This is a genomic window from Sphingopyxis bauzanensis (genome assembly GCF_002205675.1).
In the GTDB taxonomy this organism is placed as follows: domain Bacteria; phylum Pseudomonadota; class Alphaproteobacteria; order Sphingomonadales; family Sphingomonadaceae; genus Sphingopyxis; species Sphingopyxis bauzanensis.
In genome coordinates this window covers 338,698-350,759 of record NZ_NISK01000003.1, presented here as the reverse complement: position 1 = coordinate 350,759, position 12,062 = coordinate 338,698, and the positions used below count along the sequence as shown (strand labels likewise).

The following is a 12,062-nucleotide window of genomic DNA, read 5'->3' as shown; positions in this document are numbered from 1 at the left end:
GTTAGGACTCCTTGGGGGTGGCGGGCAGAACGCGGTAGGCCACAATGTCACCGGGATCGCCGACGTGCTTCCATGCCCAGCAACAGGCGCGAGCGTCGTTGCCGTAGTGGGCCATGTACGAGCCGCTTTCCTCACCGCTCCTGTGGCGCACCTCGACAGGCGTATCGGGCGCGACTGGACGCTTGCCCCCGCCGTGGGTAATCCAACCGCGCTCAATTCCCATCGGTCATCTCCTTAAACATGCCATCGGGCCGTGGTAGCGTTCGCGGATCACGCTGATCTCGTCGGGGGTGAAGGTCATGCTGGTTGTTCCGGGGTGGGGCTCCGAGCAATGCACATGCGGCGAACATCCATCCCGTAGGATGTGAGGCGATAAAATGGTGTCGAGCGCCCGTAGTTGTCGCTGCTCACCATTCGCTCCAGCAAGCCCTTGGCTGCCAGAGCCCCCTTGAACCTTCCGATGCGCGCGGTCGGGACAGAAGGACCATACCAACGCCCCCCTTCCTCAAATGCAATCAGCGCCGTCACCTGTGCCGGTGTAAGCGTGATTGGCCTATCGGCCTTGTCCCGCTTCCCGCTCCCCGTGCGATGATGGGTCATGAGGGTTGGTCCTGTGTGGAAACATCGATCGCAAACACCTGAACGGAATGCGGGCCGAAATGCGGATGCGTGATCCACCGAACCTGATAGCCCAACCACTCTCTCGTAAGGCGGGTTTGCCCTTCGACACCGCCGCCTTTCGGATAGCCACGGGTCAGGACGATACGGTCGAAGGTGCGGCCAACTATGCGGCTCGACCAAAAGTCATTTGCGAGCCGATATTCCTCCAACTTCTCGCCGCGCGCGATAGCGTCGAAATACTCGCCGTTCAGAGGCAGGGTGAGCGTTCGGATGGCTAGGTCACCCATGATCACGGCTTTCCTTGATACGGTAAGCCACGATGTCATTGCGGCGCAGGCTGGCGTCTGCCGCGCTTTCCGGCGTCCTGCCATGGTCCCAGCGCAGATTGCCCGCAGTGCTTACGAGGGGCATGCCATCCGCCGTTTGGAGGCGCAGGCGATATTCGACGACCGTAAGCAGATCGACGGGACAGATGCCGCCAGACCATGGCAGCCACTCTTGCAGGGCGGAATCGTGGCGGGTATCGGTGTCAGTAGGCATTGCGCAGATCCTTTGCGTTGAGCCGTTCAATCTCGGCAAGGATGTCGGGGTGACGCTCAAACCACTCGCCTTCGACGCGGTGTTCGCCAAATTGGAAATGGTAGGCGCTTTCACGCTCTATGCCGCCAGTGGCGACCGCAAGAATCTCCATGTCATCGCCATGGTTGTTCCGCAGCTTCGTCAGCCGCATCTTGAGATTCTTGCTATAACCGATCTTGATCAGCCCATCAGGGGCGGCAGCGAAATAGCAAAACTTGCCGCACTCTGACCGATCAGCCGATTCGTGATGAGCGCGGATAATGGCGTTCACCTGTTCCACCCGCATCATTATGATTTCGCCGCAAACCGACACCGGAAGGTGTGTGCCGACTTCCGCGCCATCGTCAGCAGTAGAACGGGACGCGAACGGCGCAGTTTGCGCGGCGTCGTTATCGCCCGAAAAGCCTAGGGAATTGGCGGACAGGGAGGGATTCGAACCCTCGGTAACGTTGCCGCTACGGCGGTTTTCAAGACCGCTGCCTTAAACCACTCGGCCACCTGTCCGCACGGTCGCCGCCATAGCGCGATGGGCCGATGCGGCAAGAAAAACCTGCCCGGCTCGGCCCGCCGTGCGAATGACTCGGCTCGTCCCGCCATTGCCTAGCCAAGCCGCTCGCATCTGTGCGAGACACGTTTTATGGGTGGGACATCATGCACGCTATCTTTTTAAGAATCGGACGCCTTTTCGCCGTTGCCGCTGCCGTCCTGTCGGCATGGCTGCTCACTGCATCGGCGCCGCTTCACGCGCAGAGCGGCGACGGCGGCTTTGATGCTTATGTGCAGTCGCTGTGGCCCAAGGCACAAGCGCGCGGCGTATCGCGACAGGTGTTTGATCGGGTCACCGCTGGGCTGCGCTATAATCAGCGCGTGATTGCGCTCGACCGCGACAATCTGGGCAGCCCGCCGACCAACGACACGCCGATTCCGAACTTCGCGCCCTATAAGGCACGGCACGTCGATGCCGCACGGATCAACGGCGGGCGCCGCGTCCACGATCGCCTGTTGCCGCTGCTGTCGCGAATTGAGGCGCGCACCGGGGTGCCGACGAGTATCATGATCGCAATCTATGGCCATGAAACCGCCTATGGCCAGGTCACGGGCAGCTTCGACCTGCCCGAAGCGCTGGCGACGCTGGCCTATGAAGGGCGCCGCCGCAGCCTGTTCGAGCCGGAATTCATCGCGACAATGGAGATGGTCCAACGCGGCGTGCCCCGCGAGGTGCTGAAAGGCAGCTGGGCAGGGGCGTTCGGTTATCCGCAATTCCTGCCGTCGGTCTATCTGGCAGTCGCCGAAGATGGCGACGGCGACGGACGCGCCAATATCTGGTCGAGCGAGGCCGATGCGATTGAATCGATCGGCGCTTATCTCCGCCGCGCCGGCTGGCGCGCCGGGCAGCCATGGGGCGTGGCCGTAACCGTGCCGAGCAGCTTCGACCGTAATCGTTTTGCCAGCCGCCTGACTCCCACCCGCTGCCCCCGCGTTTTCGCGCGCCATAGCCGCTGGCGCTCGATGGCCGAATGGCGCGCCGACGGCATCCAGCCGATCGGCGGTCGCTGGCCCGACGGACAGGTTCAGGCGGTTCTGCTCGAACCCGACGGCCCCGGACGGACCGCATTTTTGCTGACCGGTAACTATCGTGCGATATTGGACTATAATTGTTCCAATTTTTACGCATTATCAGTGGGGTTGCTGGCGGATGAAATCGATCGGTAGAAAGACGGGGCTGATGGCCGGGGCGATGCTGCTAATCGCCGGCTGCGGCAGTTTCGGCGGCGAGCGCCACGGCGGGCCGACCGCTAGCCCCACACCGGCCCAATCCGCGAACGGCGTCAGCGACACGCCGGTCAAGATCGGCGACGCCTATACGATCGGTGGGACGACCTATACGCCCGCCGATACCGCGGATTATGACGAGGTTGGCTATGCCAGCTGGTATGGCGAAGAACTGGCCGGGCGACCGACTGCTAATGGCGAGACATTCGACCCTGCCGGGATCAGTGCCGCGCACAAGACTTTACCGCTGCCCAGCTATATCGAGGTCACCGCGCTCGACACCGGACGGACAATCTTGGTCCGCGTCAATGATCGTGGGCCAATGGTGAACGATCGCCTGATCGACCTGTCGCGCGGCGCGGCGGAGCAGCTGGGGCTGAGCGCTGGCGTTTCCGCAGTCCGGGTCCGCCGGACTAGCCCGCCCGCTGCCGAGCGTGCGCAACTGCGCGCCGGAGGACCGGTGCGCGAGCGCATTGCGACCCCTGGGTCTTTGCTCGCGATCTTACGCTCCAAAATACAAGCAATGCCGATTCCCAAAGGGATGGCGCCGACACCGGCTATCGAATCGCAACCAGCGTCGCCGGTTGCATCGGGAAAAGCCAAGGCCGGCGACGACCGAGTGGCAGTCGATGGTAGCCCGCCCGCAAAACTCGTCAGCAAGCCCGTTGTGCCAAACACCGGCAAATATGTTGTGCAGGTCGGTGCGTTCAGCAGCGAGAGCCGGGCCAATGCCGCGGCGAAATCGGTTGGCGGGACCGTGAGGAAGGCGGGCAATTTGTGGCGGGTTCGGATCGGTCCCTTCGCCAGCGAAGCCGAAGCACAGGGCGGTCTCGCCACGGCCAGGACCAAGGGCTTCAGCGATGCGCTGGTCCAACGCGATCACTGACGAGCTACCCTTGATAAAAATTCTATCGGTTACAAAGCGAAGTGCTGCGACTTTAACAGCGCTCGCGATCCTGGTTGCGGCGCCGTCGGTCGCGGCAGGCGAAGCTGGTCCGACAGCGGCAACAACAGCTGGAGCGCCCTACACCACCCAAGCACCGATCGTGATGCTCAAGGATCTCGATTCGGGCGAGGTTCTGTTCTCGCGCGGTGCAGACAAGCGCTTTGCCCCAGCGTCGATGGCGAAGGTCATGACCGCCTATGTTGTTCTCGACCTGATCAAAAAGGGCGAGTTGGCGCGCGACAAGCAGTTCACCGTCAGCGAAGCGACGTGGAAGAAATGGAGAGGCAGCAACGGCGGATCGACGATGTTCCTGCGCCCTGGCGAAAAGGTCTCGGTCGATGAGCTGCTGAAAGGCCTGATCACCGTATCTGGCAATGACGCCGCCGCCGCGCTGGCGGTGGGGATCGACGGCAACGAAGCGGCTTTTATCAAACGAATGAACGCTATAGCTGCACAAATTGGTATGAAATCGAGTAATTTCGGAACGACGAACGGCTGGCCCGATGGCGGGGTGACCAAGGTCAGCGCCAGCGACCTCATCACGCTTGCCGACCGGCTGATCCGCGATCATCCCGCTGGCTACGCCCGCTATTTCTCGCTGCCAAAGCTACAGCATGGCACCTCGCCCGAAGGCAAACCGATCATTCAGGCGAACCGCAATCCCATCCTTGGGCGCGTTTTGGGCGCCGATGGATTGAAGACGGGGCACACGTCCGAAGCGGGCTATTGCTTGCTGGGCTCCGCGAAGCGCGACGGGCGGCGGCTGATCATGGTCGTTGCCGGTTTGCCGAGCGACAAGGCGCGGCGCGAAGAGGCCGAGCGGCTGATGACCTGGGGTTTCTCCGTAGCGTTGGCTTCGAACGACAGCCGCCAAGGCAAAAAAGCTGCGAGTGGTAGCGCTCGCGCTGCGCCGTGATGACAAAGCGCGTGCTGGCGGCTACTGCCGCATAATGCAGGCGCACTTGTTCCTTCACGAACTCAACGGGCGGTCGGTATGACGCGTGGGCGCTTTATTACACTCGAAGGCGGCGAGGGGGTCGGCAAATCGACGCAGATCCGCGCGTTGGCGGCCGCGCTGGCCGCACGCGATATCGATGTCGTCACCACGCGCGAGCCCGGTGGCAGCGGCGGCGCCGAAGCGATCCGGACGCTGTTGATGGAAGGCAGCGATGACCGCTGGGACGCACGCAGCGAAGTCTTGTTGTTCGCCGCAGCGCGCGCCGACCATGTCGCGCGCACGATCCGCCCGGCGCTGGCGCGCGGCGCGTGGGTGCTGTGCGACCGCTTCGTTGATTCGAGCCGCGCCTATCAGGGCGGCGGCGGCGGCATTACCGACGCTGACATTTTGACGCTGCATGGCGTGGGGTCCGAAGGCTTGTTGCCCGACCGCACCTTCCTGCTCACCGTCAGCCCTGCCGAAGCCGCGCGCCGCCTTGCCGCACGCGGCGGTAGTGATCGGATGGGCAGCAAACCCGCCGACTATCAGGCGCGCCTTGCGGCGCGCTTCGTCGAAATGGCCGAGGCGGAGCCCGAACGCTGGCGTGTTATCGACGCCGATGCCCCCGCGGAGCAGGTAACGGCAGCAATCCTGGCCGGACTAGCCGAATGGCTATGATCGGCCATCAAGACGCCGAGGCGGCCTTTCTCGAAGGCTGGCAGGGGGGCAGGCTGCATCACGCCTGGCTGCTCGCCGGACCGCAGGGGATGGGGAAGGGGGCTTTTGCGGCCCGCGTCGCGCGGTTCCTCGTCACCCATGGCCGCGGCGGCGATGGGCAGGCCGTTGCGCTCGGCGATCCCGGCGACAGCGCCGCGGGTCGGCTGGTCGAAGCGGGCAATCACCCCGAGATCCTTCATCTGACGCGCCAGCTCAAGGACAAGAGCAAGGAGTTCGCGCGGAACATCACGATCGATCAGGTGCGAACGATGATCCGCCGCTTGCATCTGTCGCTATCGCTCGGTGAGTGGAGGGTCATCATCGTCGATGCGATCGACGATCTCGAGACCGACGCCGCCAACGCGCTGCTCAAGACGCTGGAGGAACCGCCAGCAAAAACGCTGTTCCTGCTGGTCAGCCATTCGCCGGGGCGTTTGCTGCCGACGATCCGGTCGCGATGCAGAACACTGCGTTTTCAACCGGTTGATCGTGACGTCATGACAGCATGGCTGCACGACCTGCGCCCGATGCTCGAGATCGCCGAAGTGCGCGCAATCGTCGCCGCGTCGGGCGGTGTGCCAGGCAAGGCACTCGCACTGATCGACAGCGATGTCGCCACGATGGAGAAAAAGCTGCTGGCGATTGCCGCGACCGGCGACCCCGAGAACCGGCTGCGCGAGGCGCTGGCGCGCGAGGTTGGCGGCACCAGCAATCGCGCTAGGCTCGAACTCGTTATCGATATCGTGCCCGGGCTGCTCGCGCAGCTGGCGCGCGAGCGATCGGTGGCGGAGATCGCGCCGATCCTGGCGCAATGGGACCGCGTCCAGCGCACCGTGCGCGACGCGATCCGCGGTTCCTATGACGGTACGATGGTCGGATTCGAAATCGGCAATTGCCTGGCCGACCTAGCGCCGCGTTCCGCGCAACCGGCACGCTGACGCTTTCCCTCGCGCGCGCCAGCGGCTAAGGCGCGGCCATGTCCGAAAACAGCGCACCTTTCTATATCACCACCGCGATAAGCTACCCCAATGGGCGGCCGCATATCGGCCACGCCTATGAAGCAATCGCGACCGACGTGATGGCACGGTTCCAGCGCGCGCGCGGCCGCGACGTGCGGCTGGTCACCGGCACCGACGAACATGGGCTGAAGATGTTTCAGACCGCTCGCGACCAAGGCCGCGAAACGATCGACCTCGCCAATGAAATGTCGTCCTATTTCCGAGAGATGTATGCCAAGCTGAATATCAGCTATGATAATTTCATGCGGACATCGGATGCGGCGCATCACGCGGCGTCGCAGGCGATCTGGCGCGCGATGGAGGCCAATGGCGATCTTTATCTTGATCGCTACGAGGGCTGGTACTCGGTTCGCGACGAAGCCTTTTACGACGAAAGCGAACTGGTCGACGGGGAAGGGGGCGCCCGCCTGTCGCCGCAACGAACGCCGGTCGAATGGACAGTCGAGGAAAGCTGGTTCTTCCGCTTGTCAAACTATCAGGATCGGTTGCTCGCGCTGTACGCAGAGCAGCCCGACTTCATTCGCCCCGAGAGCCGCCGCAACGAAGTAATGCGCTTTGTGGAAGGCGGTCTCAAGGATCTCAGCGTTTCGCGCACCAGCTTCGACTGGGGCGTGCCGGTGCCGGGTTCGCCGGGACATGTGATGTATGTGTGGGTCGATGCGCTCACCACCTATCTCTCGGGGCTGGGCTATCCCGATCTCGAAGGCGATTTCGGCAAATTCTGGCCCGCCAATATCCATATGATCGGCAAGGATATTGTGCGTTTTCATACGGTTTACTGGCCGGCCTTTCTGATGAGTGCCGGTCTGCCACTGCCCAAGCAGGTGTTCGGGCACGGTTTCCTGCTCAACCGCGGTGAGAAGATGTCGAAGTCGCTCGGCAATGTTGTCGATCCGATGGTGCTCGCCGATACCTTCGGCGTCGATCCGCTGCGCTATTATCTGTTGCGCGAAGTCAGCTTCGGACAGGACGGCACGTACTCGGCCGAAGCGATCGTGCGCACCGCCAATGCCGATCTCGCGAACAGCTTCGGAAATCTGGCGCAGCGCAGCTTGTCGATGATTTTCAAGAATTTGAACGGTGTCCTGACAGCAGATTATGCGTCGCACGAAGATGATCACGCGCTACTGTCAATCGTCAACGATGCGTGCCGCAACCTCCTGCCGCGCGAATTTGAACAGCTCGCGTTCTCGGTAGGCATCGAGGAGTGGCTGCGGGCCGTCTTTGCGTGCAACCAATATGTCGATACGCAAGCCCCGTGGGCGCTGCGCAAAACCGACCCCGACCGGATGCGCGCGGTGCTGATGACGTTGTTTCAGGTCGTCCGCACGCTCGCGATCGCGATCCGCCCGGTGGTGCCTACCGCGGCCGACACCCTGCTCGACCAGATGGGCATTGGCGAAGAAGCGCGCGATTTCACGGCGTTGAACGATGGCGATTGGTTTACGAACCTCGCTGCCAGCGGGTTTATCGTTGGCCAACCGACCCCCCTCTTCCCGCGCCTCGACCTGCCAGAAGAGGAAGGGGAGGCGTAATGCTCGTCGATTCGCACTGCCACCTCAATTACAAGGGGCTCGCCGAGCAGCAGGGCGAGGTGCTTGAACGCGCGCGCGCGCGCGGCGTCACCGCGATGCTCAACATCGCGACTCGAGAAAGCGAATGGGACGATGTGCTGGCGGCGGCTGAAGCCAATCCCGACGTGTGGGCCAGCGTCGGCATACATCCCCATGACGCCGATCATCATCCCGACGTCGACACCGCCAAGCTGATTGAGCGCGCCGCACACCCGCGCGTGATCGGGATCGGCGAAACCGGGCTCGACTATTATTACGACAAGAGCGACCGCGCGCGGCAGCAGGACAGCTTCCGCCGCCACATCCACGCGTCGCAGGCGACGGGGCTGCCGATCATCGTCCACACCCGCGATGCCGAGGCCGATACGCTGGCGCTGCTGGGTGAGGAGATGGGCAGGGCGACCTTCCCCGGCGTAATCCATTGCTTCACCGCGAGCGACGATTTCGCGCGCCAGGCGCTCGACCTGGGGCTGTTCATCTCGATCTCGGGCATCGTGACCTTCAAAAACGCCGCCGATCTGCAAGCGACCGCCAAATGGCTGCCGCAGGACCGGCTGCTGATCGAAACCGACTCCCCTTTCCTCGCCCCCGTGCCGCACCGCGGCAAGACCGGCGAACCGGCGTTTGTCGCGGATACGCTGGCGTTTCTCGCAACCCTGCGCGACGAGGAGCCTGCAGCACTGGGAGCGGCCACTAGCGCGAATTTCTACGCGCTTTTCAACAAGGCGGCGCCATGACGTCACGCGCGCTATGAAGGTTCGTATCCTGGGTTGCGGCACGTCGTCGGGCGTGCCGCGGATTGGTAACGACTGGGGGCAATGCGACCCAGACAATCCGCGCAACCTGCGCAGCCGATCCTCGATCCTCATCTCGCTCGGCGGGTTTAGGCTGCTCGTCGACACCAGTCCCGACATGCGGCTGCAATTGCTCGATGCCGAGGTCGGCGCCGTCGACGGGATCATCTGGACGCACGAGCACGCCGACCATTGTCATGGCCTCGACGATTTGCGCCAGATCATGCATCTGCGCGGCTCACTGGTGCCCGCCTATGCGCGCAATCATGTCCTCGATACGCTCAAGTGGCGTTTCACCTACGCCTTCGCCGGAAACGCCGGTTATCCGGCACTGGTCGACCCGATCGATTTGCTCGACCATCAATCGATCGGGCCGATCGAGGTCTCGGCGATTGAAATGCCGCACGGGCCGATCAAGGCCAGCGGTCTGATCTTCAGCGACGGTGTTCACAAGATCGGTTATGCCACGGATTTTTCAAAGTTTACCGATGACATGGTCGACTTCTTCCAGGGCGTCGACTTGTTCATCATCGATGCGCTCCGCCGCTATCCCCACCCGACGCATCCGCATCTGGCGATGACGCTTGCGGCGCTCGAAAAATGCGGCAATCCGCGCGCGATCATCACCCATATGGACAATACGATGGATTACGACGACCTGGCGGCCGAGTTGCCGCCGGGTGTCGAACCGGGGTACGACGGGTTGGAGGTGCAGCTATGAGCGGTGATACAGCGGTACAGATGATCTGGTTTGTCGGCGCGCTGACGCTGGTCATCAGTTCGCTGCTGGCGCGGCGACTGCCTATGGCCGACTGGCTCAAGATGGGGCTGGCGTGGGCGGCGATTTTCGGGCTGGTGTTTCTGGTCATCCGGACGTGGCAGATGGTCACCTGAATCGAGGCACGATCATATCGCCGCAAATTTGCATGATTTCAACGGCAGGGGGGTCGCGTCTTGACCCATGTGCAGTATAATTTAACATAATATATATTATCGGATAAACCATGGCCAACGCGACGCTCCAGTCCCCCATTGATCGCCTGCTGGCTGTGATGGCCAAATTGCGCGACCCCAATGGTGGATGCGAATGGGATCTCGCGCAGAGTTTTGCGACCATCGCGCCCTACACGATCGAGGAAGCCTATGAAGTATCCGATGCAATCGCTGGTGGCGATCCTGCGGCGATTTGCGACGAGCTTGGCGACCTGTTGCTACAAGTTGTATTCCACAGCCAGATTGCCGCCGACGCAGGCCTGTTTGGTTTCGACGACGTTGCCACCGCGATCTGCGACAAGATGGAACGTCGGCATCCACACATCTTTGGTGACGGCAAGACCGACGACGTCCGTCAGCAATGGGAGCAGATCAAGGCCGACGAGCGCGCCGCGGATGGCTCCAAGGGTGCACTGTCGGGCGTCGCATTATCGTTACCGGCTTTACTTCGTGCCCAAAAGCTCCAGTCACGCGCCGCGCGTGTCGGCTTCGACTGGCCCAATGTTAACGGTCCGCGCGACAAGATCGCCGAAGAACTGGTCGAAGTTGCACTCGCGACCGATGAAGCGGAACGCCACGAAGAGGTCGGGGATCTGCTGCTCGCGGTCGTCAATTACGCACGCCACCTAGGAGTCGATGCAGAAAGCGCGCTGCGCGATGCCAACATCAAATTCGGACGTCGCTTTGCAGCAATGGAGGATCGCGCCGGCGGCAGTCTGGCGGGCCTGTCGCTCGACGCGCAGGAAGCCCATTGGGTCGCGGTCAAGGCGTCGGAGCGTCGTCCGTAGGCCACAGCCGCTCAAAACGTGCGCTGTCGGCGGGATCGAGCCGGACCGTTAGCACATGCCCCTCACCCTCAGGCTGATCGGCCAGGACCTCACCGCGCGCGTGAAGCCACGCCGCCGCTTCGCCGTCCTGATAGTCGAGGTAGATCCGCTGGACCTTGTGCAGCGCGGTCAGCTGCGCCGCCATCAACACGCGCGCGGCTTCGACGCCTTCGCCCGTCACCGCGGAAATGACCGCGACGTCAGAACGGCGCGCCGCCATCTCCTCAATCGCGGCGCGGCCATCGGCGTCCGCGGTATCGATCTTGTTCCAGATTTCGATCTGCGGGATCGCAGGCGCCGCATCGCCTTCCCCGTCGTCCTGCGGTCCATTGACGCCAAGCGAGATTAGGATCGCGCGAACATCGTCATATTGCGCGTCGCTGTCGGGATGGACGATGTCGCGGACATGGACGATCAGGTCGGCGGTCGTCACCTCTTCCAGCGTAGCGCGGAACGCTGCAACCAGTTCGGTGGGCAGGTCCGACACAAAGCCTACGGTATCGGACAAGATCGCCTTGTCGATCCCCGGCAGCCGGATTTCGCGCATCGTCGGGTCGAGGGTTGCGAACAACATATTTTCCGCCATGACGTCACTTCCCGTCAAGCGGTTGAAAAACGTCGATTTCCCGGCATTTGTATAACCAACCAGCGCCACCACGGGCCATGGCGCGCGCTGGCGCTTCGACCGTTGGAGCTGGCGAGTGCGACGCGCATCGTCGAGCGAACGGCGGATGCGCGCCATCCGGTTGCGGATCATCCGTCGGTCGGCCTCAATCTGTGTTTCGCCCGGGCCACCGAGGAACCCAAAGCCGCCGCGCTGGCGTTCGAGGTGGGTCCAACTGCGCACAAGCCGTCCCGCCTGATAGTCGAGATGCGCCAGCTCGACCTGCATGCGGCCCTCAGCGGTCGCGGCGCGCTCGCCGAAGATCTCGAGGATCAAACCGGTGCGGTCGATCACCTTGGTGCCGAATGCGGTTTCCAGGTTGCGTTGCTGAATCGGACTGAGCGCCGCATCGACCACCACCAACTGGACGCCGTGCTTTTCGATGTCGGGCGTAATGGTTTCGATCTGCCCGACGCCGAGCAGCGTGGCAGCGCGCGTCTGGCGCAGCCGCAAGGTGTGGACTGCAACGACGTCGAGCCCGATCGCTAGCGCAAGTCCCCGCGCTTCATCGGCGCGCGCGTCAAGGTCGCGCGCCAGCCGCTGGCTATGCCATTCGGGCACCACGAGGAGCGCGGCGGCGCCGCGGGTGACTTCTTCTGGACTGTCAATAATCGAGGC

At 62.8% G+C, this 12,062-nt stretch carries 15 protein-coding genes and 1 tRNA gene; 10 read left to right on the top strand and 6 right to left on the bottom strand.

The genetic code is table 11. The features are described 5' to 3' along the window. Position 1: 1 nt before the first annotated feature. The 5 genes from CDQ92_RS13055 to CDQ92_RS13035 form a co-directional block, all read right to left on the bottom strand. The gene (locus CDQ92_RS13055; RefSeq protein ID WP_088441811.1) at positions 2-223 is read right to left on the bottom strand and encodes a hypothetical protein; all 222 of its coding nucleotides are present in this window, start codon (positions 221-223) and stop codon (positions 2-4) included. 373 nt (positions 224-596) lie between these two features. Further along, the gene (locus CDQ92_RS13050; protein WP_229667101.1) at positions 597-908 is read right to left on the bottom strand and encodes an ASCH domain-containing protein; all 312 of its coding nucleotides are present in this window, start codon (positions 906-908) and stop codon (positions 597-599) included. Beyond that, positions 901-1,161, bottom strand: coding sequence for a hypothetical protein (locus tag CDQ92_RS13045; RefSeq protein ID WP_088441810.1), 261 nt, complete (start codon positions 1,159-1,161; stop codon positions 901-903). Before CDQ92_RS13045 ends, CDQ92_RS13050 begins: the two co-directional genes overlap by 8 nt. After that, positions 1,151-1,489, bottom strand: a complete 339-nt coding sequence (locus CDQ92_RS13040; protein ID WP_088441809.1) for a GIY-YIG nuclease family protein — start codon at positions 1,487-1,489, stop codon at positions 1,151-1,153. The genes CDQ92_RS13045 and CDQ92_RS13040 overlap by 11 nt, the downstream gene beginning before the upstream one ends. Positions 1,490-1,614: 125 nt before the next feature. Beyond that, a tRNA-Ser gene (locus CDQ92_RS13035) sits at positions 1,615-1,704 on the bottom strand. 147 nt (positions 1,705-1,851) lie between these two features. Between CDQ92_RS13035 and CDQ92_RS13030 the strand changes: the two genes are divergently transcribed. The 10 genes from CDQ92_RS13030 to mazG all read left to right on the top strand — a co-directional run bounded on the left by CDQ92_RS13030 (position 1,852) and on the right by mazG (position 10,741). Then, entirely contained in the window at positions 1,852-2,913 is a 1,062-nt protein-coding gene (locus CDQ92_RS13030; RefSeq protein ID WP_088441808.1) for a lytic murein transglycosylase, read from the top strand. Beyond that, complete coding sequence (locus tag CDQ92_RS13025; RefSeq protein WP_088441807.1) at positions 2,897-3,859, top strand: septal ring lytic transglycosylase RlpA family protein; 963 nt, start codon at positions 2,897-2,899, stop codon at positions 3,857-3,859. Before CDQ92_RS13030 ends, CDQ92_RS13025 begins: the two co-directional genes overlap by 17 nt. Then, positions 3,834-4,835: a D-alanyl-D-alanine carboxypeptidase family protein gene (locus CDQ92_RS13020; protein WP_088441806.1), complete on the top strand. Its 1,002-nt coding sequence runs from the start codon at positions 3,834-3,836 to the stop codon at positions 4,833-4,835. The genes CDQ92_RS13025 and CDQ92_RS13020 overlap by 26 nt, the downstream gene beginning before the upstream one ends. 78 nt (positions 4,836-4,913) lie before the next feature. Continuing rightward, positions 4,914-5,534, top strand: a complete 621-nt coding sequence (gene tmk, locus CDQ92_RS13015; RefSeq protein WP_088441805.1) for a dTMP kinase — start codon at positions 4,914-4,916, stop codon at positions 5,532-5,534. Further along, positions 5,531-6,511, top strand: a complete 981-nt coding sequence (locus CDQ92_RS13010; RefSeq protein ID WP_088441804.1) for a DNA polymerase III subunit delta' — start codon at positions 5,531-5,533, stop codon at positions 6,509-6,511. Before tmk ends, CDQ92_RS13010 begins: the two co-directional genes overlap by 4 nt. 38 nt (positions 6,512-6,549) lie before the next feature. Next, the gene (metG, locus tag CDQ92_RS13005) at positions 6,550-8,127 is read left to right on the top strand and encodes a methionine--tRNA ligase (protein WP_088441803.1); all 1,578 of its coding nucleotides are present in this window, start codon (positions 6,550-6,552) and stop codon (positions 8,125-8,127) included. Continuing rightward, the gene (locus tag CDQ92_RS13000) at positions 8,127-8,903 is read left to right on the top strand and encodes a TatD family hydrolase (protein ID WP_088441802.1); all 777 of its coding nucleotides are present in this window, start codon (positions 8,127-8,129) and stop codon (positions 8,901-8,903) included. The genes metG and CDQ92_RS13000 overlap by 1 nt, the downstream gene beginning before the upstream one ends. Positions 8,904-8,916: 13 nt before the next feature. Further along, the gene (locus CDQ92_RS12995) at positions 8,917-9,681 is read left to right on the top strand and encodes an MBL fold metallo-hydrolase (protein ID WP_088441801.1); all 765 of its coding nucleotides are present in this window, start codon (positions 8,917-8,919) and stop codon (positions 9,679-9,681) included. Further along, positions 9,678-9,854, top strand: a complete 177-nt coding sequence (locus CDQ92_RS21175; RefSeq protein WP_158213837.1) for a hypothetical protein — start codon at positions 9,678-9,680, stop codon at positions 9,852-9,854. The genes CDQ92_RS12995 and CDQ92_RS21175 overlap by 4 nt, the downstream gene beginning before the upstream one ends. Before the next feature lie 110 nt (positions 9,855-9,964). Continuing rightward, positions 9,965-10,741 carry a nucleoside triphosphate pyrophosphohydrolase gene (gene mazG / locus CDQ92_RS12990; protein ID WP_088441800.1) on the top strand — a complete coding sequence of 259 codons (777 nt, stop codon included), beginning with the start codon at positions 9,965-9,967 and terminating at the stop codon, positions 10,739-10,741. On the opposite strand, the gene hflX is transcribed toward mazG, so the two are convergent. After that, the gene (hflX, locus tag CDQ92_RS12985; RefSeq protein WP_088441799.1) at positions 10,716-12,056 is read right to left on the bottom strand and encodes a GTPase HflX; all 1,341 of its coding nucleotides are present in this window, start codon (positions 12,054-12,056) and stop codon (positions 10,716-10,718) included. The genes mazG and hflX overlap by 26 nt on opposite strands. Positions 12,057-12,062 lie beyond the last annotated feature (6 nt).